Annotated in this window: 32 protein-coding genes; 14 read left to right on the top strand and 18 right to left on the bottom strand. The window is 61.4% G+C overall.

Features of this window, described 5'->3' with window-relative positions; genetic code table 11:
- The first annotated feature begins 197 nt into the window (after positions 1-197).
- The 4 genes from ftsY (at position 198) to rpoH (ending at position 4270) form a co-directional block, all read left to right on the top strand.
- Positions 198-1598 (top strand): signal recognition particle-docking protein FtsY, encoded by a 1401-nt coding sequence (gene ftsY, locus AC07S6_RS06130; RefSeq protein ID WP_495111929.1) that lies wholly within the window; start codon positions 198-200, stop codon positions 1596-1598.
- Complete coding sequence (ftsE, locus tag AC07S6_RS06125; RefSeq protein ID WP_003195112.1) at positions 1595-2266, top strand: cell division ATP-binding protein FtsE; 672 nt, start codon at positions 1595-1597, stop codon at positions 2264-2266. Before ftsY ends, ftsE begins: the two co-directional genes overlap by 4 nt.
- Positions 2263-3285, top strand: a complete 1023-nt coding sequence (ftsX, locus tag AC07S6_RS06120) for a permease-like cell division protein FtsX (protein ID WP_003195111.1) — start codon at positions 2263-2265, stop codon at positions 3283-3285. The genes ftsE and ftsX overlap by 4 nt, the downstream gene beginning before the upstream one ends.
- A gap of 130 nt (positions 3286-3415) precedes the next feature.
- Positions 3416-4270, top strand: coding sequence for an RNA polymerase sigma factor RpoH (rpoH, locus tag AC07S6_RS06115; RefSeq protein ID WP_003176698.1), 855 nt, complete (start codon positions 3416-3418; stop codon positions 4268-4270).
- Positions 4271-4458: 188 nt separating this feature from the next.
- Here rpoH and mtgA read toward each other — a convergent pair whose 3' ends face one another.
- Positions 4459-5181: a monofunctional biosynthetic peptidoglycan transglycosylase gene (mtgA, locus tag AC07S6_RS06110; protein ID WP_495111928.1), complete on the bottom strand. Its 723-nt coding sequence runs from the start codon at positions 5179-5181 to the stop codon at positions 4459-4461.
- Between the two features lie 74 nt (positions 5182-5255).
- On the opposite strand from mtgA, the gene AC07S6_RS06105 reads away from it, so the two are divergent.
- The 4 genes from AC07S6_RS06105 to trmB all read left to right on the top strand — a co-directional run bounded on the left by AC07S6_RS06105 (position 5256) and on the right by trmB (position 7494).
- Positions 5256-5630 carry a DUF423 domain-containing protein gene (locus AC07S6_RS06105; RefSeq protein ID WP_495111927.1) on the top strand — a complete coding sequence of 125 codons (375 nt, stop codon included), beginning with the start codon at positions 5256-5258 and terminating at the stop codon, positions 5628-5630.
- A 79-nt stretch (positions 5631-5709) separates the two neighbouring features.
- Entirely contained in the window at positions 5710-5910 is a 201-nt protein-coding gene (gene thiS, locus AC07S6_RS06100; protein ID WP_052200005.1) for a sulfur carrier protein ThiS, read from the top strand.
- A gap of 54 nt (positions 5911-5964) precedes the next feature.
- Complete coding sequence (locus tag AC07S6_RS06095; RefSeq protein ID WP_014720334.1) at positions 5965-6759, top strand: thiazole synthase; 795 nt, start codon at positions 5965-5967, stop codon at positions 6757-6759.
- A 9-nt stretch (positions 6760-6768) separates the two neighbouring features.
- The gene (trmB, locus tag AC07S6_RS06090) at positions 6769-7494 is read left to right on the top strand and encodes a tRNA (guanosine(46)-N7)-methyltransferase TrmB (protein WP_003195101.1); all 726 of its coding nucleotides are present in this window, start codon (positions 6769-6771) and stop codon (positions 7492-7494) included.
- A 138-nt stretch (positions 7495-7632) separates the two neighbouring features.
- Here trmB and AC07S6_RS06085 read toward each other — a convergent pair whose 3' ends face one another.
- From AC07S6_RS06085 to AC07S6_RS06045, 9 genes are all read right to left on the bottom strand, one after another.
- Positions 7633-7956: a DUF3392 domain-containing protein gene (locus tag AC07S6_RS06085; RefSeq protein ID WP_003195099.1), complete on the bottom strand. Its 324-nt coding sequence runs from the start codon at positions 7954-7956 to the stop codon at positions 7633-7635.
- 19 nt (positions 7957-7975) lie between these two features.
- Complete coding sequence (gene hemW / locus AC07S6_RS06080; RefSeq protein WP_495111926.1) at positions 7976-9178, bottom strand: radical SAM family heme chaperone HemW; 1203 nt, start codon at positions 9176-9178, stop codon at positions 7976-7978.
- The gene (gene rdgB, locus AC07S6_RS06075; protein ID WP_072445592.1) at positions 9175-9771 is read right to left on the bottom strand and encodes an RdgB/HAM1 family non-canonical purine NTP pyrophosphatase; all 597 of its coding nucleotides are present in this window, start codon (positions 9769-9771) and stop codon (positions 9175-9177) included. Before rdgB ends, hemW begins: the two co-directional genes overlap by 4 nt.
- Positions 9768-10202, bottom strand: coding sequence for a DUF4426 domain-containing protein (locus AC07S6_RS06070; protein ID WP_057014172.1), 435 nt, complete (start codon positions 10200-10202; stop codon positions 9768-9770). Before AC07S6_RS06070 ends, rdgB begins: the two co-directional genes overlap by 4 nt.
- Before the next feature lie 21 nt (positions 10203-10223).
- Positions 10224-10844 carry a methionine biosynthesis protein MetW gene (metW, locus tag AC07S6_RS06065; protein ID WP_003195091.1) on the bottom strand — a complete coding sequence of 207 codons (621 nt, stop codon included), beginning with the start codon at positions 10842-10844 and terminating at the stop codon, positions 10224-10226.
- Positions 10841-11992, bottom strand: coding sequence for a homoserine O-succinyltransferase MetX (metX, locus tag AC07S6_RS06060; protein WP_034128945.1), 1152 nt, complete (start codon positions 11990-11992; stop codon positions 10841-10843). The genes metW and metX overlap by 4 nt, the downstream gene beginning before the upstream one ends.
- A 193-nt stretch (positions 11993-12185) precedes the next feature.
- Positions 12186-12773, bottom strand: a complete 588-nt coding sequence (locus AC07S6_RS06055) for a YggT family protein (RefSeq protein ID WP_003195087.1) — start codon at positions 12771-12773, stop codon at positions 12186-12188.
- A 25-nt stretch (positions 12774-12798) separates the two neighbouring features.
- Positions 12799-13617 (bottom strand): pyrroline-5-carboxylate reductase, encoded by an 819-nt coding sequence (gene proC, locus AC07S6_RS06050; RefSeq protein WP_495111925.1) that lies wholly within the window; start codon positions 13615-13617, stop codon positions 12799-12801.
- 34 nt (positions 13618-13651) lie between these two features.
- A complete protein-coding gene (locus tag AC07S6_RS06045) occupies positions 13652-14338 on the bottom strand; it encodes a YggS family pyridoxal phosphate-dependent enzyme (RefSeq protein WP_490613520.1) in 687 nt (228 codons plus the stop codon).
- A 57-nt stretch (positions 14339-14395) separates the two neighbouring features.
- Here AC07S6_RS06045 and AC07S6_RS06040 point away from each other — a divergent pair, with 57 nt between their 5' ends.
- Complete coding sequence (locus AC07S6_RS06040; RefSeq protein WP_495111924.1) at positions 14396-15430, top strand: type IV pilus twitching motility protein PilT; 1035 nt, start codon at positions 14396-14398, stop codon at positions 15428-15430.
- Between the two features lie 148 nt (positions 15431-15578).
- Here the strand turns inward: AC07S6_RS06040 and AC07S6_RS06035 are convergent, their stop codons facing one another.
- Positions 15579-16217: a C40 family peptidase gene (locus AC07S6_RS06035; protein ID WP_060763954.1), complete on the bottom strand. Its 639-nt coding sequence runs from the start codon at positions 16215-16217 to the stop codon at positions 15579-15581.
- Positions 16218-16466: 249 nt separating this feature from the next.
- Here AC07S6_RS06035 and AC07S6_RS06030 point away from each other — a divergent pair, with 249 nt between their 5' ends.
- Positions 16467-16895 carry an NINE protein gene (locus tag AC07S6_RS06030; protein ID WP_054897575.1) on the top strand — a complete coding sequence of 143 codons (429 nt, stop codon included), beginning with the start codon at positions 16467-16469 and terminating at the stop codon, positions 16893-16895.
- A gap of 125 nt (positions 16896-17020) precedes the next feature.
- Here AC07S6_RS06030 and AC07S6_RS06025 read toward each other — a convergent pair whose 3' ends face one another.
- The 7 genes from AC07S6_RS06025 to gshB form a co-directional block, all read right to left on the bottom strand.
- The gene (locus AC07S6_RS06025; RefSeq protein ID WP_034128939.1) at positions 17021-18292 is read right to left on the bottom strand and encodes a dihydroorotase; all 1272 of its coding nucleotides are present in this window, start codon (positions 18290-18292) and stop codon (positions 17021-17023) included.
- Positions 18289-19293 (bottom strand): aspartate carbamoyltransferase catalytic subunit, encoded by a 1005-nt coding sequence (locus AC07S6_RS06020; protein ID WP_014720325.1) that lies wholly within the window; start codon positions 19291-19293, stop codon positions 18289-18291. Before AC07S6_RS06020 ends, AC07S6_RS06025 begins: the two co-directional genes overlap by 4 nt.
- 24 nt (positions 19294-19317) lie before the next feature.
- Positions 19318-19824, bottom strand: coding sequence for a bifunctional pyr operon transcriptional regulator/uracil phosphoribosyltransferase PyrR (gene pyrR, locus AC07S6_RS06015; RefSeq protein WP_019817751.1), 507 nt, complete (start codon positions 19822-19824; stop codon positions 19318-19320).
- Between the two features lie 132 nt (positions 19825-19956).
- A complete protein-coding gene (gene ruvX, locus AC07S6_RS06010) occupies positions 19957-20394 on the bottom strand; it encodes a Holliday junction resolvase RuvX (protein ID WP_003195067.1) in 438 nt (145 codons plus the stop codon).
- Complete coding sequence (locus AC07S6_RS06005; RefSeq protein ID WP_057976477.1) at positions 20394-20963, bottom strand: YqgE/AlgH family protein; 570 nt, start codon at positions 20961-20963, stop codon at positions 20394-20396. Before AC07S6_RS06005 ends, ruvX begins: the two co-directional genes overlap by 1 nt.
- 173 nt (positions 20964-21136) lie before the next feature.
- Positions 21137-22042, bottom strand: a complete 906-nt coding sequence (locus AC07S6_RS06000) for an energy transducer TonB (RefSeq protein ID WP_034128937.1) — start codon at positions 22040-22042, stop codon at positions 21137-21139.
- A gap of 77 nt (positions 22043-22119) precedes the next feature.
- The gene (gene gshB, locus AC07S6_RS05995) at positions 22120-23073 is read right to left on the bottom strand and encodes a glutathione synthase (protein ID WP_034128936.1); all 954 of its coding nucleotides are present in this window, start codon (positions 23071-23073) and stop codon (positions 22120-22122) included.
- A gap of 238 nt (positions 23074-23311) precedes the next feature.
- Here gshB and pilG point away from each other — a divergent pair, with 238 nt between their 5' ends.
- The 4 genes from pilG to AC07S6_RS05975 are packed head-to-tail and all read left to right on the top strand — an operon-like array spanning position 23312 to position 26715.
- Entirely contained in the window at positions 23312-23719 is a 408-nt protein-coding gene (gene pilG, locus AC07S6_RS05990) for a twitching motility response regulator PilG (RefSeq protein WP_014720321.1), read from the top strand.
- Between the two features lie 46 nt (positions 23720-23765).
- A complete protein-coding gene (gene pilH, locus AC07S6_RS05985) occupies positions 23766-24131 on the top strand; it encodes a twitching motility response regulator PilH (RefSeq protein ID WP_014720320.1) in 366 nt (121 codons plus the stop codon).
- Positions 24132-24142: 11 nt separating this feature from the next.
- Positions 24143-24667: a chemotaxis protein CheW gene (locus tag AC07S6_RS05980; RefSeq protein WP_197900336.1), complete on the top strand. Its 525-nt coding sequence runs from the start codon at positions 24143-24145 to the stop codon at positions 24665-24667.
- On the top strand, positions 24664-26715 hold the full coding sequence (locus AC07S6_RS05975) for a methyl-accepting chemotaxis protein (RefSeq protein WP_020301916.1): 2052 nt from the start codon (positions 24664-24666) through the stop codon (positions 26713-26715). The genes AC07S6_RS05980 and AC07S6_RS05975 overlap by 4 nt, the downstream gene beginning before the upstream one ends.
- Positions 26716-26756 lie beyond the last annotated feature (41 nt).

The raw sequence follows: 26756 nt of genomic DNA, 5'->3' as shown, positions 1-26756 counted from the left end.
TAGCGTCGGCGGGCGAGGAGGTGCTAGGATACTGGTCCGACTTAAGGACGGCCACTGCGGCTGTCTTGTGAAGGCCCTATTTAGGCCTTACAAAATGTTGCGCATGAACGAGCTGGCTAAAAAACAGTCTGTTACGCATCGAATTTTATTTACCGGCGCGCCCTGTGGCGCGTCGCTACCTTGAGATAGCCGTCTCCATGTTTGGTTCCAACGACGACAAGAAGACCCCAGCTGCGGCTGGCGAGAAGAAAGGCCTGTTCGGATGGCTGCGCAAAAAGCCGCAGGAAACCGTCGTCGAACAGCCGCAGGTTCAAGCTGAACCGACCCCCGAACCCGTAATAGAAGCCGAACCGGTTGCCGAGACGCCAGTTCCGGTGGTGTTACCGATGGCTGAGCCGGTGTTGCAGCCGGTCGTCGAGGCCGAGCCGGAACCTGAGCCTGAGCCTGAGCACAAGCCCTGGTTAGAGCTGCCCGTGGCCGAAGAACCCGTGGCATTGGTTGAGGATGTTCAGGCCGAGCACGTCGTGCCGCCGATTCCTGCAGTGGTTGAGCCGGCGCCGGTAGAGGTTGTGGCTGAAATACCGCCCGTCGTTGAAGTGCCTGCACCGGTTGTCGCTGCACCTGCCGCTATCGAGCCAGAGCCTGCCGTCGTCACCACCGAAACCAGCAAAACCGGATTCTTTGCACGCCTCAAGCAGGGCCTGAGCAAGACCAGCGCCAGTATTGGCGAAGGCATGGCCAGCCTGTTCCTGGGCAAGAAAGTCATTGATGACGAGCTGCTCGAAGACATCGAGACCCGCCTGCTCACCGCCGACGTGGGCGTCGAAGCCACCGCCGTGATCATTCAGAGCCTGACGCAGAAGGTCGCGCGCAAGCAGTTGACCGACGCCGATGCGCTGTACAAATCCCTGCAGGCTGAGCTGGCCGCCATGCTCAAACCGGTTGAAGCGCCGCTGGTGATCACCCCGAAAAAGCCGTTCGTCATCCTCGTTGTAGGGGTTAATGGCGCTGGCAAGACCACCACCATCGGCAAGCTGGCCAAGAAGCTGCAAGGTGAAGGCAAGAAAGTCATGCTCGCCGCCGGTGACACCTTCCGTGCCGCCGCCGTCGAGCAGTTGCAGGTGTGGGGCGAGCGCAACAAGATCCCGGTGATCGCCCAGCACACCGGCGCCGACTCGGCTTCGGTGATCTTCGATGCCGTGCAGGCCGCCAAGGCCCGTAACATTGACGTGCTGATCGCCGACACCGCCGGTCGCCTGCACACCAAAGACAACTTGATGGAAGAGCTGAAGAAAGTGCGCCGCGTGATCGGCAAGCTCGACGCCGATGCACCCCATGAAGTCCTGCTGGTGCTCGACGCCGGTACTGGCCAGAACGCCATCAGCCAGGCCAAGCAATTCAACCAGACGGTGCAGCTGACCGGCTTGGCATTGACTAAGCTCGACGGCACGGCCAAGGGCGGTGTGATTTTCGCCCTGGCCAAACAGTTCGGGTTACCGATTCGCTATATCGGCGTCGGTGAAGGCATTGACGACCTGCGCACCTTTGAAGCCGAACCCTTTGTACAGGCACTGTTTGCCAAGCGGGAGCGTTCATGATTCGATTCGAACAGGTCGGTAAACGCTATGCCAACGGGCATGTGGGCTTGCATGAGCTGAGCTTTCGAGTGCGTCGCGGCGAATTCTTGTTTGTCACCGGCCATTCGGGCGCGGGCAAAAGTACGCTGTTGCGCCTGCTGCTGGCCATGGAACGCCCGACGACCGGCAAGTTGCTGCTGGCGGGCCAGGACCTGGCCACTATCAGCAATGCGCAAATTCCATTCCTGCGCCGCCAGATCGGCGTGGTGTTCCAGAACCACCAGTTGCTGTTCGACCGTACGGTGTTCAACAACGTGGCCCTGCCGTTGCAGATCCTCGGGTTGTCCAAGGCCGAGATCGTCAAGCGCGTGGACTCGGCCCTGGAGCGCGTGGCGTTGTCGGACAAGACCGACCTCTTCCCCGGCGACCTGTCCACTGGTCAGCAACAGCGTGTCGGTATCGCCCGCGCCATCGTCCATCGCCCGGCTTTGCTGCTGGCGGACGAACCCACCGGTAACCTCGACCCGCGCCTGGCGGCCGAGATCATGGGGGTGTTCGAAGACATCAACCGCCTGGGCACCAGCGTCTTGATCGCCAGCCACGACCTGGCCCTGATTGCCCGTATGCGCCATCGCATGCTCACCCTGCAACGCGGCCGCCTGATCGGCGATGGGGAGGCGGGCGTATGAGTGCTACACGCAGCCCTAAAGTATCCGAACGGGTGGCTCCGAAGCCGGCCGACCCGCAACCGAAAAAGAAAAAACACGACGAAGACGACGGCCCGGACTTCGGCACCCTGGTGCACGCCTGGATCGAAAGCCACCGCGCCAGCCTGCTGGACAGCCTGCGGCGCCTGGGCAAGCAGCCGATCGGCAGCTTTTTCACCTGCCTGGTCATGGCCGTGGCCTTGAGCCTGCCGATGGGCTTGTCGCTGTTGCTTAATAACGTGGAGCGCCTGGGCGGTTCCTGGCAGCGGGCGGCGCAGATTTCGCTGTACCTGAACCTGGACACCAGCAGCAAGGAAGGCGAAGCGCTGCGTGACGATATCAAGAACATCCCGGGGGTAGCCGAGGCCGAGTACATCAGCCGCGACCAGGCTCTCGAAGAGTTCCAGCAGCAATCGGGCCTGGGCGAGGCGCTCAAGGAGCTGCCGCAGAACCCGCTGCCGGGCGTGGTGCTGGTAACCCCGAACGAGGTCGACAAACCGGCGCTGGAAGCCCTGCGACAAAAACTCGCAGAGATGCCGAAGGTGCAACAGGCCCAACTTGATCTAGTCTGGGTAGAGCGCCTGGCCGCGATCCTCAAGCTGGGCGACCGCTTTGTGTTCGGCCTGACGGTGTTATTAGTGTCTGCATTACTTTTGGTGATAGGTAATACCATTCGTCTTCATATTGAAAACCGTCGCACCGAGATAGAAGTGATTAAACTGGTGGGCGGCACAGACAGCTATGTGCGTCGGCCTTTCCTGTACATGGGCGCGCTGTATGGCCTGGGTGCGGGGATCTTGTCCTGGGGCGTACTGGCGTTTGGCCTGGATTGGTTGAACGACGCGGTTGTCGGCCTGGCGGGGCTCTACGGCAGTGATTTCGCGTTGGCCGGTGTGCCGGTAGCCGATGGTCTGAGTCTCTTGCTTGGCGCGGTGTTGTTGGGGTATATCGGTGCGTGGATTGCGGTGGCACGGCATTTACGTGAGCTGGCGCCGAAGTAGTTAATGCCAGATTAATGTGGTTTCGTTTGTATTGACCGTATCAGCGGTTTAGGGAACTTGTCCTACGGTTCCCAGGTCAATTTTCGCAGTGCTGAACTGCACGAGTTATGTGAGTCGGAGGTTTTTTCGTATGACCACTTCTTTGCAACCTGCTTATGCCTTGGTCCCGGGTGCGAACCTGGAAGCCTATGTGCACACGGTCAACAGCATTCCATTGCTGACGCCCGAGCAGGAGCGTGAACTGGCCGAGAGTCTCTACTATGAGCAGGATTTGGGGGCGGCTCGGCAGATGGTGCTCGCCCACCTGCGTTTTGTCGTACATATCGCCCGTAGCTATAGCGGCTACGGTCTGGCCCAGGCCGACCTGATTCAGGAAGGCAACGTAGGCCTGATGAAGGCTGTAAAGCGCTTCAACCCTGAAATGGGCGTGCGCCTGGTGTCGTTTGCCGTGCACTGGATCAAGGCGGAAATCCACGAGTTCATCCTGCGCAACTGGCGCATCGTGAAAGTGGCCACCACCAAGGCCCAGCGCAAGCTGTTCTTCAACCTGCGCAGCCAGAAAAAACGCCTGGCGTGGCTGAACAACGAAGAAGTCCACCGCGTGGCCGAAAGCCTCGGTGTGGAGCCGCGTGAAGTGCGCGAGATGGAAAGCCGCCTGACCGGCCATGACATGGCCTTCGATCCAGCCGCCGAAGCGGATGACGACAGCGCCTTCCAATCGCCGGCCAACTACCTGGAAGACCACCGGTACGACCCGGCGCGTCAACTGGAAGACGCCGACTGGAGCGACAACTCCAACCACAACCTGCACGAAGCGCTGGAAGTGCTGGACGACCGCAGCCGTGACATCCTCTACCAGCGTTGGCTGGCAGAAGAAAAAGCCACGCTGCACGACCTGGCGCAGAAGTACAACGTGTCGGCAGAGCGGATTCGTCAGCTTGAGAAAAGCGCGATGAACAAGCTGAAGTTGTCGATCGCCGCCTAAAACGCAGCGAACAAAAAATGCCCCGGTCGAAAGATCGGGGCATTTTTGTATGTGCTCGAAAAGTCTCAAGTACAACTCGGTTTAATGTGGGAGCTGGCTTGCCTGCGATGAGGCCGTGTCAGATGAAGCATGGGTTACTGACCCACCGCTATCGCAGGCAAGCCAGCTCCCACAGGTCCCATATTGTGTCAGTCGGACCAGGGTGCCTTTCGAGAGTTGTTCAGCTCCACCAGGTAACCATCCCCGCCCAATTGGCTCATCTGCTGGCGAATCCACGCCGCCCGCCGTGCCACATAGGCCGTCGGATGGCTGGCACTCCACACCCGTGGATTTGGCAACACCGCCGCCAGGTAACTGGCCTGCTGCCGCGAAAGCCCTTTGGCACTCACGCCAAAATGGTGCCGCGCCGCCGCTTCTGCGCCAAACACACCTTCATCCCATTCCACGCTGTTGAGGTACACCTCAAGAATCCGCTGCTTGGGCCATAACACTTCGATCAAACCGGTAAACCACGCCTCCAGGCCTTTGCGCAAATAGCTGCGGCCGGCCCACAGGAACAGGTTTTTCGACACCTGCTGGCTCAGGGTGCTGGCGCCGCGAATCGAGCCGCCACGCTCGTTGTGCAGGATCGCCGCCTGGATCGCGCCGAAATCAAAACCCCAATGTTGCGGGAAACGCTGGTCTTCACCGGCCATCACCGCGACTTTGAGATCATCGGAGATTTCGTCCCACGGTACCCAGCTGCGTTGCAGGTCAATGGGTTCGCCGTCGACCCAGGACTCGACCTTGCGCTCCACCATCAGCGCAGTGAACGGTGGCGGTACCACACGAAACAGCAGCACCAGCAACACACTGCTGATGGCAAACCATTTCACGACGTTGAGAAAGCGTTTGAAGAGGACACGCAGCATAGAGATGGCTTGGCCGAACCCGTTGAGCGGGCCATTATACAGACCCTGCCCGATGAGTCTGACTGGAGTTCCCCATGCTGCGTAGCTTTCTGATGCTGGCTGCCTTTTTCGGCTTTACCGGCGTTGCGCTGGGCGCTTTCGCCGCCCACGGCCTGAAAAACCGCCTGAGCGCCGACTACCTGGCTATCTTCCATACCGGCGTGACCTACCAGTTGGTGCATGCCCTGGCACTGTTCGGCGTGGCCTTGCTGGCGGCGCATATTCCGGGCCGGTTGGTCACCTGGGCGGGTATTTTGTTTACCGTCGGTATCCTGCTGTTCTCGGGCAGCCTGTATGTGCTGACGATGACCGGCATCAGTAAACTGGGGATCATCACGCCGTTTGGCGGGCTGGCGTTCCTGCTCGGCTGGTTCTTCCTGGGCCTGGCGGCGTGGCGTTTGCAGCTTTGACCGCTTGACGCTTGGAGCTGACCTTCAGGTTCCAATCGCGCTAGAATGCGGGCCCCTAAAAACGATGGCGGCCCGTGGCATGCGCATTCAGTTGAACGGCGAACCCTTTGAACTGCCCGACGGCGAAACCGTTGCGGCCCTGCTGACCCGCCTGGACCTGACCGGGCGTCGCGTCGCAGTGGAGCTCAACCTGGATATCGTCCCGCGTAGCCAGCACGCCGAGACCTTGTTGAAAGACAACGACCAGGTCGAAGTGGTCCACGCCATCGGCGGCGGCTAGCCCGCCACGGCCGCAACGCATTCTGCAGAACCTCATCCAATCAGAGGATTTCCCATGAGCATCGTTCGTAGCGACAAGCCTTTCGTCCTGGCCGGTCGTACCTACCAGTCCCGTCTGCTGGTCGGCACCGGCAAGTACCGCGACATGGAAGAAACCCGCCTGGCCATCGAAGCCTCGGGTGCCGAGATCGTCACCTTCGCCGTACGCCGCACCAACCTCGGCCAGATCGAGGGCGAGCCGAACCTGCTCGAAGTGCTGTCGCCGGAGCGCTACACCTTTTTGCCAAACACTGCTGGCTGCTACGACGCCATCGAAGCCGTGCGCACCTGCCGCCTGGCTCGTGAGCTGCTCGACGGCCACAACCTGGTGAAGCTGGAAGTGCTGGCCGACCAGAAAACCCTGTTCCCCAATGTGATCGAAACCCTCAAGGCCGCCGAGACCTTGGTCAAGGAAGGCTTCGACGTGATGGTCTACACCAGCGATGACCCGATCATCGCCCGTCAGTTGGCAGAAATCGGCTGCATCGCGGTGATGCCGCTGGCCGGTCTGATCGGTTCCGGCCTGGGGATCTGCAATCCGTATAACCTGCAGATCATCCTCGAAGAAGCCAAGATCCCGGTATTGGTGGATGCGGGCGTGGGCACTGCCTCCGACGCGACCATCGCCATGGAACTGGGCTGCGACGCGGTGCTGATGAACTCGGCCATTGCCCATGCCCAGCAACCAATCATGATGGCCCAAGCCATGAACCACGCCATCGTCGCGGGCCGCCTGGCCTACCTCGCCGGGCGCATGCCGAAAAAACTCTATGCCAGCGCCTCTTCGCCGCTGGATGGTCTGATCAAGTAAGAGCTATTGATGACTGAATCAAACGAAACGCCGAACACCGTGGAAGAGGGCGACGAGTCCAAGCACCGCCGCATCAAGAGTTTTGTGATGCGCGCCGGCCGCATGACCGAAGGCCAGCAAAAGGGCCTGGAGCAGGGCACGCCGCTGTTCGTGTTGCCCCTGGCCGATGCGCCGGTGGATTACGACCAAGTGTTCGGCCGTTCAGCCCCACGCTCCCTGGAAATCGGTTTCGGCATGGGCCATTCTCTGCTGGAAATGGCCGCAGCCGCGCCGGAGCAGGATTTCATCGGTGTGGAAGTGCACCGCCCAGGCGTCGGCGCATTGCTCAACGGTGTGTTGACCCAAGGCCTGAAAAACCTGCGGGTCTACGACTGCGATGCGATTGAAGTGCTCAACCGCTGCATCGCCGACAACAGCCTCGACCGCCTGATGCTGTTCTTCCCCGACCCATGGCACAAGGCCCGTCACCACAAGCGCCGCATCGTCCAGGCGTCCTTCGCGGAACTGGTGCGCAGCAAGCTGAAAGTGGGCGGCATCCTGCACATGGCCACCGACTGGGAACCGTACGCGGAATACATGCTGGAAGTGATGAACGTCGCCCCCGGCTACCGCAACCTGGCCGAAGACGGCAAATGCGTGCCACGCCCGGCCGAGCGGCCGATCACCAAGTTCGAACGCCGTGGCGAGCGATTGGGGCATGGGGTGTGGGATTTGAAATTCGAGAAGCTGGCTTAAACAGTCATCAGCTTGAAACGCAATCAAATGTGGGAGCTGGCTTGCCTGCGATAACATCACCTCGGTATCACTGATACACCGAGGTGTCTGTATCGCAGGCAAGCCAGCTCCCACATGTGTTTTGTAGTGCCTGCTGGGTCAGCGGCGGTCTGCTACCACGCCAATCAACACCAGCACCACGATCAACACCGGCGCCAGGCTGTAGTTATTGAACTGGCTCAACCCCCGCACAATCCACGGCGTGGCATAGATCAACGCCGCACCGCTGCCGATCAGGCACAGCAGGGCCATCAAGGGTACGCGCAAGGCGCCGGCGATGCTGCCCAGGCGCGCTTCGACCCAGCCCTTGATGTCGGCGCCGAACAGCACCAGCAAACAGCCCACAAGGGCCAACGAGATTTCCGACAGGTTGCTACGGCTCCAGCGGGATACGGTGGCGAGCAGGTCGAGTACCAGATCCATTCGATTTCCTTAAGAGCTATCAGCTCAAAAACTTCTGCAACAGGTCATTGAGAAAGAGTTGCCCGCGGTCGGTGGCCGCCAGGCGTGACGGTTCGACCTGCATTAATCCACTTTGTTCTGCGTCGCGGCGGCCTTCATCGAGGCTCGCCAGATCGAGGCCGGTGCGCTCGGCGTAGAGCTTGGCATCAACCCCTTCGGTGAGGCGCAGCGCGTTCATCAGAAACTCGAACGGCAGTTCATCGTTGGTCAGTTCTTTCGCGCCGGCCTGGAAGCTTTTGGCCGGGTTGAGGTAGTCCTTTGGTGCACGGGTTTTCCAGGTGCGGATAATGCGCCCGTCCGGGTGGCTGAGCTTGCCGTGGGCCCCGGCGCCGATGCCGATAAAGTCGCCAAAGCTCCAGTAATTGAGGTTATGCCGCGCCGGCCGTCCCGGTTGGGCGTAGGCCGAGACTTCATATTGTGCGTAACCGTGTTCGGCGAGCAGTGCCTGGCCGGCTTCCTGGATATCCCACAGCGTGTCGTCTTCCGGCAGCGCGGGTGGCTGGTTCCAGAACACGGTGTTGGGTTCCAGGGTCAGTTGGTACCAGGACAGGTGCGTGGGCTTGAGTGCAATGGCCTGGCGCAGGTCGCCCAAGGCGTCCTCCAGGGACTGGTTGGGCAGGCCGTGCATCAAGTCCAGGTTGAAGTTGTCGAACCCGGCCTGGCGCGCCATGCCGGCTGCGCGCACGGCTTCATCGCCATTGTGGATACGGCCCAGGGCTTCAAGCTTCTCTTGCTGGAAGCTCTGGATGCCGATGGACAGGCGATTGATCCCCAGTTTGCGGTACGCCACGAACTTCTCTTGTTCGAACGTCCCGGGGTTGGCTTCCAGGGTGATCTCGATATCGTCGGTAAACGGGATACGCGTTTGAACGCCCTTGAGCAGGCGGCCCAGTGCAGCCGCGCTGAACAGGCTGGGCGTGCCGCCGCCAAAGAAGATCGAACTCAGTTTACGGCCATACACGGCGTGCAGGTCTTGGTCCAGGTCGGCCAGCAGGGCGTCCACGTACTCTTCTTCCGGCAGCACTTTGCTGGCGGTGTGGGAGTTGAAGTCGCAATACGGGCATTTGCGCACGCACCACGGGATATGGATGTACAGCGCCAGGGGCGGCAGATGGGGCAGGACCGCCCGTGGTGTTTGCGCGCCACCGTGGATCAGCGGCTGCGCAGAGGTGTTCTGGGTCATTTCAAACCCAGGCGCTGGCGCAGCAACGCCATGGCGCGGGCGCGGTGGCTGATCTGGTTCTTGTCGGCCGGGCTCAGTTCGGCGCTGGAGACATTGCGCTCCGGCACCCAGAACAGCGGGTCATAGCCAAACCCATGCTCACCGCTGGCCGCGTGCAGGATGCGCCCGTGCCACAAGCCTTCACACAGGATCGGCAGCGGGTCGTCGGCATGCCGCACCAGGGCCAACACGCAGACGAACTGCGCACCACGCTCGGCCTCCGGCACGTCCTTGAGGGCGTCGAGCAGCTTGGCGTTGTTGGCTGCGTCGCCCCGGCCTTCGGCGTAACGTGCCGAGTAGATTCCAGGGGCGCCGCCGAGGAAATCCACGGCCAGGCCCGAATCATCCGCCAGGGCCGGCAGGCCAGAGATACGCGCAGCATTGCGGGCCTTGAGGATGGCATTCTCGACGAAAGACAGGCCGGTCTCTTCCGGTTCGACCTGGCTGAACTCGCCGATCGAACGCAGTTGCACAGACTCACCGAGCATGGCCTGCAGTTCTTTGAGTTTGCCGGCGTTATGGCTGGCGAGTACGAGTTGGGTAAGGTTCATCATTGGGCGGGGAACAGTTCTTGGTTGAATTGGAAGCCGTGGGCCTTGCCGCCGGTTTCAACGTTGATGGTGAAGGTCTTGTATTCCCGTTGCGTCACGGTGTAGGGCGCGAGGTAGCTGATGCCGCCTTTTTCTTCGATCTGCTTGAACGTCAGGATCTCGCTTTTGCCGCCGAGGTCCTTGATAGTGCCGGTGACTTGCGCGGCCACTGGGCTTACGCCCTTGATCACGGTGACGTTGATCAACCCCTTCTCCTTGCTGCGCACCACGCCGACTTTCTGGGCGGTCTCGGGTGGCAGGAAGCTTGAAGTGAAGGTGTTGTAATGAACGGTGATATCGCCGAAGTCTTTTTTGCGATTAGCGTCGATAGCGTCGGCGGCCATGGCGCTGGCGCCCAGGCATGCGGTCAATAGAAAAATAGCCAAACGACTCATGAACGTCCCTCTTGAAGATGATTAGACGGCAACTTTGTGGTCGGTCAGGCCAGGGCTGCTGACCCGGTAGATACCAATTTCGCCCAACAGGTTGGGCCATAGCTTACTCGCCCAGCCGTGGCGGTGCTGTTGATCGACGGCAAGGCGGTTGATCACCTTGGCTTCACGCTCGCCACACAGGGCTTCGAAGTCTTCGAAGGTGCAGAAGTGGATGTTCGGCGTGTTGTACCAGGTGTACGGCAGGAAGTCGGAGACCGGCATGCGCCCCTTGGTGGCCAGGTACCAGCGGCAGCGCCAGTGGCCAAAGTTGGGGAAGGTGATGATGCATTGGCGGCCCACGCGCAGCATTTCGTCAAGGATGCGGTCCGGGTAGTGCACCGCTTGCAGGGCCTGGGTCATCACCACGATATCGAAGCTGTTGCTGGCAAAGTTGCCCAGGCCCTTGTCCAGGTCCTGCTCGATCACGTTGATGCCCTTGGCCACGCATTGGGCGATGTTGTCCGGGTCGTTTTCCAGGCCGTAGCCGGTGACTTGCTTGTGGTCGCGCAGCCAGCTCAGCAGTTCGCCGTCGCCGCAGCCCAGGTCGAGCACGCGGCTGCCGGCGGGGATCCAGTCTTGGATGATTTCCAGGTCGGCTCTCATGGCGTTCTCACAAGCGAAATACGGTTCATGTAGTTACTGAACGCCTGCAGGTAGCGTGGGATCGGAATCAGGAAGGCGTCGTGGCCTTGCGGTGCATCGATCTCCAGGTAGCAGACGTCTTTCTTGGCGGCCATCAGGGCATCCACCAGCTCACGGGAGCGCGCTGGCGAAAAGCGCCAGTCGGTGGTGAACGACATCACGCAGAACTTGGCCGTGGCGTGCTCGAAGGTTTTTGCCAGGTCGTCATCGTGGTTGGCGGCCGGGTCGAAGTAGTCCAGAGCCTTGGTCATCAGTAGGTAGGTGTTGGCGTCAAAGCGCCCTGAGAATTCCTCGCCCTGATAACGCAGGTAGCTTTCCACCTGGAACTCGACGCTGTGGAAGTCGTAGTTGAGCTTCTCGCTCTTGAGGCCTCGGCCGAATTTCTCGCCCATGGAATCGTCGGACAGGTAGGTAATGTGGCCGACCATCCGCGCCAGCATCAGGCCGCGCTTGGGGATCACGCCCGCTTCCTGGAACGAACCGCCGTGGAACTCGGGGTCGGTGAGGATCGCCTGGCGCGCCACTTCGTTGAAGGCGATGTTCTGCGCCGACAACTTGGGCGCCGAGGCGATGGCCAGGCAATGACGCACGCGGTCCGGGTAGGTGATGGTCCATTGCAGGGCCTGCATGCCGCCCAGGCTGCCGCCAATCACGGCGGCCCACTGGCTGATGCCCAGCAGGTCGGCCAGGCGCGCCTGGCTGTGCACCCAGTCCTCTACCGTCAGCACCGGGAAGTCGGCGCCGAACGGCTTGCCGGTTTCCGGGTTGAGGCTGCTGGGGCCGGTGGAACCGTTGCAGCCGCCAAGGTTGTTCAGGCTGACCACAAAGAACTTGTTGGTGTCGATGGGCTTGCCGGGGCCGATGCAACTGTCCCACCAGCCGGGCTTGCGGTCGTCAACGCTATGGAAGCCGGCGGCGTGATGATGGCCGGATAAGGCATGGCAGATCAGCACGGCGTTGCTCGCCGTGGCGTTCAGTTGGCCATAGGTTTCGTAGATCAGGTCGTAGGCTGGCAACGAACGGCCGCAGGCCAGGGCCAGGGGTTCGCTGAAATGCGCCACTTGTGGCACGACCAGTCCAACAGAATCGGGGGGGAAGGCAGCTGGCATCGACCCTGCTCTCGTTTAAATGAGGCGTAAGTCTAAAGAGCGGGGACCCTAGCGGCAAGCAATGGTCGGGGGTTAGCGTGATCGTTCCCACGCTCCGCGTGGGAATGCCTCTTGGGACGCTCTGCGTCCTGCCCTGGTGACGCGGAGCGTCACGGGCTGCATTCCCACGCAGAGCGTGGGAACGATCTATCGGTCAGATCAGGCCAAACAACTCTTTTGGCATGTAGGCAAAGTACGCCAGGCGCGGAATCACCCAGCTCTGCAGCAACTGAATCACGATAAACGCAAAGATCGGCGAGATATCCAGGCCACCCAGGTTCGGGATCAGGCGACGGAAGGGTGCCAGCACCGGTTCGGTGATCTGAGCCACCAATTCGGCGCCCGGGCTACGGCTGCCTGGTGCGACCCACGAAAGAATCACGCTGATGATCATCGACCAGAAAATGATCTTCAGGAACAGCGAGAAAATACCGATCAGGCCCCATGGCAACAGCAGCACGGTGAACGCCTGGTAGCCGTTGAGCATCAGGATCACCACGAACAGCAGGATTTGCAGCAGCAACGCCAGCACCAGCGACGACATGTCCAGGCCGAACAGGCTCGGGATCACCCGGCGCAGCGGCTTGAGCAGTGGTTGGGTGGCCTTCACCACGAACTGGCACAGCGGGTTGTAGAAGTTTGCACGCACCAGTTGCAGGATAAAGCGCATCAGCACGATCAGCAGGTACAAGCTGCCCAGGGTCTGGATGATGAAAATGGCAGCGTCATTGATTCCGAGCATGTTTGATTACCTTGGTAAGGGACGACTATTTGCCCAGTTGCTCAGCCATCTCGGCTGAACGATGTGCGGCGGCACCCAGTGCTGTTTCCACCAGGGCTTCAAAGCCCCCGGCCTGGAACGACTCGATAGCCGCTTGTGTGGTGCCACCTGGCGAGGTGACGCGACGGCGCAGTTCGGCGGCATCCACCTCGCTGCCGACCGCCATTTTCGCGGCGCCCAGGGCGGTTTGCTCCGCCAGTTGCTCGGCCACGTCGTGGGGCAGGCCCAGCTTGACGCCGGCGGCCGTCATGGCCTCGATCAACAGGAAGAAATAGGCCGGGCCGCTGCCGGAGACGGCGGTGACCGCGTCCAGTTGCTGTTCCTGCTCCAGCCATACGGCGAGGCCCACCGCAGACAGCAGTTCCTGGGCCTGGTCACGTTGCTGCGCGGTGACTTCGCCAGTGGCATACAAACCGCTGACGCCCTGGCGCAGCAGCGCCGGGGTGTTGGGCATGCAGCGCACGATGGGCTGGGCGCCGAGCCAGTTGGTCATGCTGGCGCAGGTGATGCCAGCGGCAATCGACACCACCAGTTGGTGAGGTTGCAGGCTCGGGTGCAGGCTCTCGCACACGGCCTTCATGGCCTGGGGCTTGACCGCCAGCACGATCACATCGACGCCGTGGATGGCCTCGGCATTATCGGCGAAGGTCTGGATGCCGTGTTCGGCGCTGACGCGCTCGCGGGTCTCGGCGCCCGGGTCGCTGGCGCGGATCTGCTCGGCGTCCAGGCCCTTGGCCCGCAGGCCACCGATCAGGCTGGCCGCCATGTTACCGGCGCCGATAAAGGCAATACGCGTGTTGCTCATGACAGGTCCTTATTTTCGAGGGATGTCAGCCATTTCACGGCTGGCCATAGTCGCGGGCGCCAAACAGGGCGGTACCGATCCGCACCCAGGTGGCGCCTTGGGCAATGGCCGACTCAAGGTCATGGCTCATGCCCATGGAAAGTGTGTCCAGCGGCAGGTTCAGGCTGGCTTGCAGGTCGCGCACCGTGGCAAACGCCGCATCCTGCTCCGCCCGGTCTTCAGTCGGCTCGGGAATTGCCATCAAACCCCGCAGCTTCAAGCGCGGCAGGGCGCTGATCGCCGTGGCCAGGGCCGGCAGGTCGGCGGGTGTGCAGCCGGACTTGCTGGCTTCGCCACTGACATTGACCTGAATGCAGATATTGAGCGGCGGCAGGTCGGCCGGGCGTTGTTCGGACAGGCGTTGTGCGATTTTCAGGCGGTCCACGGAATGCACCCAAGCGAAGTGCTCGGCGATAGCGCGAGTCTTGTTCGATTGAATGGGGCCGATGAAGTGCCAACTCAAGGGCAGGTCGGTCAATTGCGCCTGTTTGCCCAAGGCTTCCTGCAGGTAGTTTTCCCCAAAGTCGTGCAGCCCGGCGGCATAGGCGTCGCGTACCGCCTGCGCGGGTTTGGTCTTGCTCACGGCCAGCAGGTGGACGCTGCTTGCGTCACGTTGCACGGCGTCGGCTGCGGCGCGGATACGCTGGCTAACCAGGCCGATGTTGTCTGCTATCGTCGACATTCAAGATGCGCCCGTGGATATGGAGTCCGCGGCATTCTACTGGAAATGGAAAGCCCTATGGATATCACGCAATTGCTGACGGCCAGCGTAAGCCGAGGCGCCTCAGACCTGCATCTGTCAGCCGGCCTGGCACCGATGCTGCGCATTGATGGCGAGGTTTGGCCGCTGGATGGGCCAGCGCTGGACGCTACCCAAGTGGTCGACTTATTGAGCCCTTTGCTGAATAAACATCAACAAAAGGATTTCGAAACATCTCTTGAAACGGATTTTTCCTTCGAATTGCCAGGCGTCGCCCGGTTCCGGGCGAACGTGTTCCGCCAGGATCGCGGCGTGGGTGCGGTGTTCCGGGCTATTGCGACTGAGGTCCAGAGCCTGGAGGACCTGGGACTGGGCGAGGTGTTCCAGCGTATCGCCCGCCTTCCTCGCGGCCTGGTGCTGGTGACCGGGCCCACCGGCTCGGGCAAGTCTACGACCCTGGCGGCGATGATCGACGACCTCAACCGGCATCGACGCCAGCATATCCTTACGCTGGAAGACCCCATCGAGTTTATCCACAGGCCGAAACTGGCGCTGGTCAACCAGCGCCAGGTGCATCGCGACACCCACAGTTTCTCGGTGGCCCTGCGTTCAGCCCTGCGAGAAGACCCGGATGTGATCCTGGTGGGTGAATTGCGCGATCTGGAAACCATCCGCCTTGCGCTGACGGCGGCAGAGACCGGGCACCTGGTGTTCGGCACCCTGCACACCTCGTCGGCGGCAAAGACAGTGGACCGGCTGGTAGATGTCTTCCCGGCCGGGGAGAAGGCCATGGTCCGCTCGATGCTGTCGGAGTCGTTGCAAGCGGTGGTGTCTCAGGTGCTGGTGAAGAAGGTGGGCGGTGGGCGCGTGGCCGCTCATGAAATCATGCTGGGCACCCCGGCGATTCGTAACTTGATTCGCGAAGACAAGGTGGCGCAGATGGTTTCGGCTATTCAGACCGGTGGTGCGTTGGGGATGAAGACCCTGGATATGAGTTTGAAGGCGTTGGTGGGCGTAGGAGTGATTAGCCGGGAAGAAGCGCGGGAGAAGGCGAGGGTGCCGGCAGATATCTAAAGCGCACAGATACACAATGTGGGAGCTGGCTTGCCTGCGATAGCGGACTGTCAGGCACTCTCTCTGCCAACTGACACACCGTCATCGCAGGCAAGCCAGCTCCCACATTTGATTGCATTTCAAAGGGGGAGCTTCAGTGGCGCCAGGCTTAGCGCTGCACGATCCGCAGGTTGCTGTTCTGCTCTTTAGGCAGTACCCGCTTGGCAATCACGTAGTTCTTGTCCCAGAACGGCTTTTTCAGCGTGTCGATGCTCACCGACTTGCCACGGCGCGGTGCGTGAATAAAGCGGTCATTGCCCAGGTAGATGGCAACGTGGTTCACCTGGCGGCTCTTCAACTTGAAGAACAACAGATCGCCCGGCTTCAGGTCTTTGCGATCAACCTTCAACCCATGGCCGGCCGCCATGGCGTTGGAGGTGCGTGGCAGGTCCACCGCTTTTACATCGTTAAATGCATATTTCACCAGGCCGCTGCAGTCGAACCCTTTACTTGGGCTGCTGCCGCCCCAACGATAAGGTGTACCGAGCACGTTGACGGCACGGCTCAAGACGTTGCTGCTTTGCTTGGTGTTCACGGCCAGCTGGGTGGAAAGCGCTTTGCCGTGGGCCTTGCTCAGTTGAGTCGGGCGGCTGACGGTCGGCTTTGCCGATTTGGCAGTGCTGGGCGTGCTATGGACTTTAGGGGTGAAACCGTTAACGTTCGGAAGTCGTTGCTCACGATTGGTGGCGTGGGCGGCCAGTGGCATTAATAGGCAAATGGTTAGCCATGTCTTGAAAAATGGTCGCATTAGGCGTGGCTCTTATGGGTTTGCGCGCAACTTTATAACAGCTTTTTGTGCTGTTCTCAGCCCGTTTGTCGACTGAACCTTGGGGTCAAATTCAGGAAAAACGCGACGATTCGCCGCAATTGTCCTACACAAGTCAGGCGCTACAAGGCTTTGAGGGCAGGACGATACCATTTGCCGTACGTCGGGCGCCCGTAAAAAAGTCACAAAGAAAATGAAAAAATTTATCTATCGAAGCAAAAGAGGTCCTTCATGAACACCTATCAACAGGTTGCTCAGCAGCAAGACACCCACAGCAAGGCGATTGGTTACCTGCTGTGGATTTTCGGTTTTACCGGGGCTCATCGTTTTTATTACGGCAAGCCTGTGACGGGCACGATCTGGTTTTTTACCTTCGGCTTGTTCGGCATTGGCTGGTTGATCGACTTGTTCCTGATCCCGGCCATGGACCGTGAAGCCGACCTGCGGTTTACCGCAGGGCCGATTGAATACAGCGTGGCGTGGATTCTGTTGGCGTTCCTGGGGGTGTTTGGTGTGCACCGTATGTATCAGGGCAAATGGATCACTGGCCTGATCTACCTGCTGACCGGCGGTTTGTTCCTGATCGGGGTGCTGTATGACTTCTGGACGCTGAACACGCAGATCTCGATCCGCAATGCCGAGCGCAACAGCGGGCGCTGAGCACTGATCGTTCCCACGCTCCGCGTGGGAATGCAGCCCAGGACGCTCCGCGTCCACCTTTGGAGTGCTGACGCAGAGCGTCACAGAATGCGTTCCCACGCAGAGCGTGGGAACGAGCTTGCGCGTCAAGCCTGGTAGCTGATCCGTCCATCCATCAAGGTATACCGCACCGTCGCCGGCAGGCTGTGGCCGATGAACGGGCAGTTTTCGCCCTTGGACAACCAACGCTCACCAGCCACCGTCGAGCTTGCCAGGTCGAACAGCACCAGGTCCGCCGGTGAACCCACCGCCAACTGGCCCGCCGGCAAGCGCAGGGCCTCGGCCGGGCCGGCGCTCAGGCGTGCCAGCAGTGTCGGCAGGTCCAGCAAGCCGTCTTCCACCAGCGTCATCGCCAGTGGCAACAACAACTCCACGCTGCTGATGCCTGGCTCGGTCGCGCCAAACGGTGCCAGCTTGGCGTCTCGCTCGTGAGGTTGGTGATGGCTGGAAATCGCCGACACCACACCCGACTTCACCGCCGCACGCAAACCGTCACGGTCAGCTTTGGTGCGCAGCGGGGGCTGTACGTGGTACAGGCTGGAGAAGTCGATCAGCGCCTCATCCGTCAGGATCAATTGGTACAGGGCGACATCCGCGGTGACCCGCAAGCCACGGGCCTGGGCCTGGGCGATCAGAGCCACGCCCCGGGCGCTGGTCAACTGGCTGAAATGCGCACGCACGCCGCTTTGTTCCACCAGCAACAGGTCACGGGCGAGGGCCACGGTTTCTGCTGTTTCCGGAATGCCCGGCAGGCCGAGGAAGCTGGCCACTGCGCCTTCGTGGGCCAGGCCGCCTTCGGCCAGGTCGCGGTCCTGGGAATGGAAGATCACCGTCAAGTCGAAGGTGGCCGCGTATTCCAGGGCGCGGCACAAGGTGCGCGTGCTGCGAAAGCTTTCCAGGCCATTGCCGAAGGCCACGCAACCGGCGTCACGCAGGGCGATCAATTCGGCGAGTTGTTCGCCATCCAGGCCCTTGCTCAGGGCACCAATGGGAAACACTTTGCAGTTGCCGGCTTCGCGGGCGCGGTCGAGGATCAGCTCGGTCACGGCCGACGTGTCCAACACCGGCTTGGTGTTGGGCGGGCAACACAGGCTGGTCACGCCACCGGCTGCCGCGGCCTGGGTTTCGCTGGCGATATTGCCTTTGCGGCTGTAGCCCGGCTCGCGCAGTGCGACATTCAGGTCCACCAGCCCAGGCGCGGCCACCAGGCCCTTGGCATCGATGCTCTGGCCGGCGTTGAAGCCTGCGGGGGCGGCGCCAATGGCGACGATCTTGCCGGCGTCCAGATGTAGATCGGTAACTTGGTCCAGGCCACTGGCCGGGTCGATGACTCGGGCGCCGAGAATGCTGAGCTTCACTGGGCCTGCTCCTGCTCGAATTGACGTTGCGCGGTTTGCCCGCTCATGGCCATGGACAGCACGGCCATGCGCACGGCGATGCCGTAGGTCACTTGGTTGAGAATCACCGATTGTGGGCCGTCGGCCACCGCCGACTCAATTTCCACGCCGCGGTTGATTGGCCCCGGGTGCATCACGATGGCATCCGGCTTGGCTTTGGCCAGGCGTGCGGTGGTCAGGCCGAACAGGCGGTAGAACTCACCTTCGCTGGGCAACAAGCCCCCGGCCATGCGCTCGCGTTGCAGGCGCAGCATGATCACCACGTCCACATCCTTGAGGCCCTCGGCCATGTCGGTGTAGACCTTCACGCCATACTGTTCGATGCCGATGGGCAACAGGGTCTTGGGCGCGATCACGCGGATATCCGGGCAACCCAGGGCCTTGAGAGCCAGCATGTTCGAACGTGCCACCCGCGAATGCAGGATGTCGCCGACGATGGCTACCGAGAGGTTTTCAAAGCTGCCCTTGTGCCGACGAATGGTGAGCATGTCGAGCATGCCCTGGGTCGGGTGCGCGTGACGGCCGTCGCCGCCATTGATGATCGCCACGTTCGGGCACACATGCTCGGCGATGAAATGCGCAGCGCCGGAGTCGCCGTGGCGTACCACGAACATGTCGGCGGCCATGGCTTCCAGGTTGCGCAGGGTATCGAGCAGGGTTTCGCCCTTGCTCGCCGACGAGGTGGACACGTTCAGCGTGATCACATCGGCCGACAGCCGCTGGGCCGCCAGTTCAAAGGTGGTGCGGGTGCGGGTGGAGTTCTCGAAGAACACGTTGCAGATGGTTTTGCCGCGCAACAGTGGGACTTTCTTCACTGCCCGGCCACCGACTTCCAGGAACGAGTCGGCGGTGTCGAGGATTTCGGTGAGCAGTTCGCGGGGCAAACCGTCGAGGGACAAGAAGTGTTGCAACTGGCCCTGAGCATTGAGCTGCAGCGGGCGCTTGGCATCTAGAGGCGTCATCGCGGGGACTCTTTACAAGGCGGTTTAAAGGGCAAGGTCTTGCAGTTCGAGTTCGAGCGGCGTAGGACCGGACAATTTTACCCGCTGCTGGGGTGCAAGCGACAGGGTTGCACCCACGACGTCCGGGCTGATCGGCAGTTCGCCAGCATCCAGGTCCAGCAGGCACACCAGGGTCACGCTGGCCGGGCGGCCATAGTCGAACAGTTCGTTCATGGCGGCGCGGATGGTGCGGCCGCTCATCAGCACGTCGTCGATCAGTACCAGGTGCTGGCCTTCGATCTCGAAGGGCAGGGCCGAAGGGCGTACTTGTGGATGCAGGCCGTTCTGGCTGAAATCGTCGCGGTAGAAGGACACGTCCAGGGTGCCCAGGGGCGAATCGCTGCCCAGTGCTTCCAGCAATGCCTGGGCTACCCACACGCCACCGGTGCGTATGCCGATAAAACGCGGTTCGCTGATGGCACGGTGTTCCAGGTGCGCCTTGAGGCGTATCGCCATCTGGCTGATCAGTTCGGCAGGGTTCGGCAAGCTCATGGTGGCTCCTTATCAAGTGTGTAGGAGCGAGCTTGCTCGCGAAAAACTCATGGGCACCGCGTTCATCCAGTCTTCTCGCGGTATCGTTAACGTTCTTCGCGGGCAAGCCCGCTCCCACAGGATCGCGGCGGGTCAGGATTCAAATAAAGCAGTGTTTTCATCCAGCCAGCCCTGCAACAGCAAGGCCGCGGCGATGGCGTCTACCGGGTTGTCGCGGTAACTGCCCTTTTGCCCGCCACGGTCGCGGCGCTCCCCCTTGGCTTCGAAGGTGGTGAGGCGTTCGTCGTGGGTATAGAAGGGCAGGTTGTAGCGGCCATTGAGGCGGCGCGCGAACTTCTCGGCGCGCAGGCACATGTCACTGGGGGTGCCATCCATGTTCAGGGGCAGGCCGACCACCACCGCGTCAGGCTTCCACTCTTTAATCAGGGCTTCGACCTGGTTCCAGTCCGGCACGCCGTTCTGGGCCTTGAGGGTGCACAGCTCGCGGGCCTGGCCGGTGATGACCTGGCCAACCGCTACGCCGATCTGTTTGGTGCCGTAATCAAAACCGAGGATCAGACGCAAGGCCATCAGGCGTGCCCCGCCTGGCTGGTCAGCAGGCTGAGGTTGACCCGCAGCTTGGCTGCTGCCGCTTCCAGGCGCAGTTCGCTGGCGGTGTTGAACAGGATGTCAGCGTCGAACGGGCAGGTCAGCCAGGCATTGCTGGCCAGTTCGGCCTCCAGTTGCCCGGCTTCCCAACCGGCGTAGCCCAGGGTGATCACGCTTTGCTCGGGGCCGATGCCGTCGGCGATGGCGAACAGCACATCCTGGGATGTGGACAGTGACACCCCATCAAGGTCTACCGTGGCCTGAAACGTCGGCCCGGTGGGGTGCAGCACAAAACCGCGATCGGTCTGCACCGGCCCGCCGATGTAGATCGGTACGCCCTGGCAGCGCGCCGGCGGGTCGATTTCCGGGCGCAGTTGCTCAAGGATATCGGCCAGGTTCAGCTCCTGCGGGCGGTTGACCACCAGCCCCATGGCACCATTGGCCGTGTGCTCGACGATGTAGGTCAAGGTCTGCGCAAAGTTCGGGTCGGCCATATGGGGCATGGCGATCAGGAATTGGTGCTTGAGGTAGGTCGGGCTGACGTTTTTCATGTCCGCTAGTGTGGCGTTGGAGGGGCGAACTGACAAGTGCGGGCGCGAGCCTGATCGCTGATCGTTCCCATGCTTTGCGTCGGAATGCATCCCGGGGCGCTCCGCGTCCCAAGAGCAGACGCAGAGCGTCCATGGCGGCATTCCCACGCGGAGCGTGGGAACGATCTGTGCGATCAGTTGCTGGACAACCGGTCGCCCTTGGCGAACCGCCAGGTGCGGATGATTTCCAAGCGGTCCACGTCGCTCAAGTCGCCGCTGAACGGCGCAAAGGGCGCGGCCAGGCGCACGATGCGTTGCGCAGCCTGGTCCAGCAGCGGCTGGCCGGAGGACTCCAGCACCTGCACCTCATACAGCGAGCCGTCACGGTTGATCGACACCAGCAAGCGCAAATTGCCATAAATCTGTTGGCGCCGCGCCTCGTCCGGGTAATTGAGGTTGCCGATGCGTTCGACTTTCTTGCGCCACTCGTCCTTATACCAGGCACCTTTATCGCGCATGGTTGAGGCGGCGTTCAAACGGTAGATGCGCGGGCGCTTGGCATAAAGCTGTTGCTCATGGGCCAGTTCGGCTTCCAGGCTGGAAATTTCATCGGATAACGTCGAACTGTCGAACGTCGGCGCAGGTTTCACTGGCTCGGGCTTGGGTTCGGTCTTGGCCTTTTCGCGCTGGGTCGGGGCTTTTTGCGGTTTGGGCGCGACAGTGGTCACCGCAGCCTTGGGCGTGGCCTGCCTGACCTCAGGCTTGGGCGCTGGCGGCGGAGTGACCTTCTTGACTTGGTTGTCATGGAAGGGCGCTACCTCGGTGGTCTTGGGCACTGCTTTCTTGTCGAGGGTGCCGCTGCCCTGTTGGTTGTCCTGGGCGAGAAAGTCAGCCTTTTCGGGCTTCTTTTCGCTCTTGAACGTGGCGAGGGTGATTTCCAGGGTCTTGGTGATCTGCTTGGGTTCGACCAGGGTGAACCCCACACCCAGGAGCAGGGCGAGATGAATCAAGGCAGCGAGAAACAGGGTAAAACCGAGACGATCGGCCGGGCGCACGCCGCTGGGGGAGAATTCGGGGGGCAGATCGGACGGGAGTGTCATGACAAGAAAACCAACATCGCGCGTTTCACAGGTGGCGCATGATAACGCAATGTTGGTAGGTGTCCGGCTGTTCTATGTCACTTGGCTTGTAGCTTGCGTTCAATGGCGGCCATCAGCATTTCGCCGATGTTCGTGCCAAATGCGTTGTCGATCTCGCGAATACAGGTCGGGCTGGTGACGTTGATTTCAGTGAGGTTCTCGCCAATTACGTCTAGTCCGACAAATAGCAGACCTTTTTCCCGCAGGGTTGGACCGACTTGAGCGGCAATCCAGCGGTCTTTTTCTGATAACGGCCGCGCTTCACCGCGACCACCGGCGGCCAGGTTGCCACGGGTCTCGCCGGCTGCCGGGATGCGCGCCAGGCAATAATCCACCGGCTCGCCGTCAATCATCAGGATACGCTTGTCGCCATCCTTGATCGCCGGCAGGTAGGCCTGGCCCATGATCTGCTGGGTGCCCAGGGCGGTCAGGGTTTCGAGGATCACCGACAGGTTCGGGTCGCCGGCGCGGTGACGGAAGATCGAGGTGCCGCCCATGCCGTCCAGCGGCTTGAGGATCACGTCGCCATGCTTGGCGGCGAATTCACGCAGTACATCGGCGCGGCGGCTGACCACGGTCGGTGGCGTGCACTGTGGGAACAGGGTGGCGAACAGTTTTTCATTACAGTCGCGCAGGCTTTGCGGCTTGTTGACGATCAACACGCCCGCACGTTCGGCCTGCTCCAGCAGGTAGGTGGAGTACACAAATTCCATGTCGAACGGCGGATCCTTGCGCATCAGGATCACGTCGAGGTCGCTCAGCGGGCTGTCGATTTCGTCAGAAAGCTCGAACCACTTCTCGGGGTTGGCAAACACCTGCAGCGGGCGCATGCGTGCGCGGGCCTCGCCGTCACCCTGGTAAAGGTCGCGCTGCTCCATATAGAACAAGGTCCAGCCGCGGGCCTGGGCGGCCAGGAGCATGGCCAGCGAACTGTCCTTTTTATAGGAAATGCTGGCGATAGGGTCCATGACAATGCCGACGCGAACGCTCATGGGGATTTCCTCTAGCAAATTAGGGCGCATAAAAGTGGCGTCAGAGTGGCGCTGCGGCTGTTGTGGGTCAAGGAAAAACCATTGGGCGGGTGCCTCGATAGATTGCGCCAGGAGACTGTGCTAAAAAGGCTGGCACGGCGCAGCAGCCCTTGAATTCCAAGGCTTGCGGCGTTCATCCTGTGCAACATGAGGCAGTACACACCGAAAACCGATTCGCTGTGGCGATGGTAGAGCAGATATGGAACAGCATTCCAACGCCTTGAAGGTGATGGTGATCGACGATTCGAAAACGATCCGCCGCACCGCCGAGACGCTGTTGAAGAACATGGGGTGCGAGGTCATCACGGCGATCGACGGTTTCGACGCCCTGGCCCGTATTGTCGATCATCACCCGCACATTATCTTTGTCGACATCATGATGCCGCGCCTGGACGGCTACCAGACCTGCGCACTGGTGAAGAACAACCCGGCGTTCAAGTCGATCCCGGTGATCATGTTGTCTTCCAAGGACGGCCTGTTCGACAAGGCCAAGGGGCGCATCGTGGGTGTCGATCAATTTTTGACCAAGCCTTTCAGCAAGGAAGAACTGCTGGGGGCGATCAAGGCCTACGTGCCTGGGTTCGCCGCAGTAGAACAAGCACACTGACGCCGCCTCACGAGGGCCGGCGCCGACCAATGTAGCGGGGAAAACCATGGCACGTGTTCTGATCGTCGACGATTCGCCGACTGAAATGTACAAACTCACCGGCATGCTGGAAAAGCATGGCCACCAAGTGCTCAAGGCCGAAAACGGCGCGGACGGCGTGGCCCTGGCCCGTCAGGAAAAGCCCGACGCGGTGCTGATGGATATCGTGATGCCCGGCCTCAACGGCTTCCAGGCCACGCGCCAGTTGTCCAAGGAGCCGGAAACCAACGGTATCCCGATCATCATCATCACCACCAAGGACCAGGAAACCGACAAGATCTGGGGCGCACGCCAGGGCGCCAAGGACTACCTGACCAAGCCTGTGGATGAAGAAACCCTGATTGCCACCCTGAACAAGGTGCTGGCCGGCTAAGGCTTGCGATCATGACCGAGTCGCAAACCGCCTTCGAGCTGCTGCTGGACATCGACCGCCGCTGCCGCTTGCTGGCCGCGGACCTGCCGTCCCAGGAAACGCGCCTGCAACGCTGGAGCGGCATCGCCTTCCGCGTAGGGCCAAACGCCTACGTGGCGCCCATGGGCGAAGTCGCCGAGGTGTTGCATGAGCCACGTTGCACCTTGATGCCGGGGGTCAAGCCCTGGGTCAAGGGCGTGGCCAACCTGCGCGGGCGCTTGCTGCCGGTGATGGACCTGGGTGGTTTCCTGGGCCTTGAGTTGTCCAGGGCGCGCAAGCAACGACGGGTGCTGGTGGTGGAGTTCAACGACCTGTTTGTCGGGCTGCTGGTAGACGAGGTGGTAGGCATGCAGCATTTCCCATTGGACGCCTGGGTGGCGAGCACCGCCTCGAGCGCCCCGTTTATCCAGGGCCAGTTCGACGGCGAGCCGCAATGGCAAGTCCTCAGCCCCTTCGCCCTGGCCCAGGCCCCTGGCTTCATGGATGTTGCCGCATGAGTACCGCTACCGCGCCCAAACCCCAGGCCGCTTCGCGCAGCCGTTCGCAGATCATCGTGCTGTTTATCGCCTTGATCGTGTTCATCATGTTGCTGTTCGCCAACTTCGCGTACCTCAACACCCAGTCCACCTACGATAAACAGTACATCGGTCACGCCGGTGAGCTGCGCGTGCTGTCCCAGCGCATTGCCAAGAACGCCACCGAGGCCGCTGCCGGGAAAGCGGCGGCGTTCAAGCTGCTGGGTGATGCGCGCAACGATTTTGCCCAGCGCTGGGGTTACCTGAAAAAAGGTGACCCGCAAACTGGCTTGCCGGCGGCGCCCAGTGCGGTGCGCGCCGAAATGCGGGCGGTGCAGACCGACTGGGAGGCGCTGCTCAAAAACACCGACGCCATCCTGGCCAGCGAGCAGACCGTATTGTCGTTGCACCAGGTGGCGGCGACCCTGGCCGAAACCGTGCCGCAACTGCAGATCGAGTCGGAAAAGGTCGTGGATATCCTGCTGCAACGCGGCGCCCCGGCCAGCCAAGTTGCCTTGGCCCAACGCCAGTCGCTGCTGGCCGAACGTATCCTGGGGGCGGTCAACACTGTGCTGGCGGGGGATGAAACCGCCGTGCAGGCCGCCGATGCCTTTGGCCGCGATGCCAACCGTTTTGGCGTGGTGCTCAATGGCATGCTCAACGGCAACCCGGGCCTGCGTATCACCCAGGTCGAAGACCCGGACGCCCGTGCGCGGCTGGCGGACATCGCCGAGCTGTTCGAATTTGTCTCCGGCTCCGTGGATGAAATTCTCGAGACCTCGCCACAGTTGTTCCAGGTGCGCGCCTCGGCGAGCAATATTTTCAACCTGTCGCAAACCCTGCTCGATGAAGCCTCGCACCTGGCCACGGGTTTTGAAAACCTCGCCAGCGGGCGCAGCTTCGACACCATCGGCGGTTACGTGCTGGGCTTGCTGGCGCTGGCCTCGATCATCCTGATCGGCCTGGTCATGGTGCGCGAGACCAACCGCCAACTGCATGAAACCGCGCAGAAGAACGAGCGCAACCAGAACGCGATCATGCGCCTGCTGGATGAAATCGAAGACCTGGCTGACGGCGACCTCACCGTCACCGCCTCGGTCACCGAAGACTTCACCGGCACCATCGCAGACTCCATCAATTATTCCGTGGACCAACTGCGCGACCTGGTCGCCACCATCAACCTCACTGCCGGGCAGGTCGCCGGTGCCGTGCAGGACACCCAGGCCACCGCCATGCACCTGGCCCAGGCGTCGGAGCATCAGGCCCAGCAGATTGCCGAAGCGTCCACGGCGATCAACCAGATGGCGCAGTCCATCGACCAGGTGTCGGCCAACGCGGCCGAATCCTCGGCGGTAGCTGAACGTTCGGTAGAGATCGCCAACAAAGGCAACGAGGTGGTGCACAACACCATCCACGGCATGGACAACATTCGCGAGCAGATCCAGGACACCGCCAAGCGCATCAAGCGTTTGGGCGAGTCGTCCCAGGAAATTGGAGACATCATCAGCCTGATCGACGATATCGCCGACCAGACCAATATCCTCGCCCTCAATGCCGCGATCCAGGCCAGCATGGCCGGTGACGCCGGGCGCGGTTTTGCGGTGGTGGCCGATGAAGTGCAACGGTTGGCCGAACGCTCCTCGGCGGCCACCCGGCAGATCGAAACCCTGGTACGCACCATCCAGGCCGACACCAACGAAGCGGTGATCTCCATGGAACAGACCACCACGGAAGTGGTGCGCGGCGCGCGCCTGGCCCAGGACGCCGGGGTGGCGCTGGAAGAGATCGAAGGCGTGTCCAAAACCCTGGCAGCGCTGATCCAGAGTATTTCCAACGCGGCGCAGCAACAGACGTCATCGGCGGGGCAGATTTCCCTGACCATGAACGTGATCCAGCAGATCACCACCCAGACGTCGTCGGGCTCCACCGCCACCGCCGAAAGCATTGGTAACCTGGCGAAGATGGCCAGCCAGTTGCGCAGGTCGGTATCGGGTTTCACCTTGCCGCCGCCCAAGCAGGTCGATGATTGAAATACGACCTGAAGAACACCACAGTCCAACTGTGGCAGCTG

The organism is Pseudomonas sp. GW821-FHT07B01, from assembly GCF_059419065.1.
Note: the sequence above shows the minus strand (reverse complement) of the source record. Positions and strands in the feature narration are given on the sequence as shown.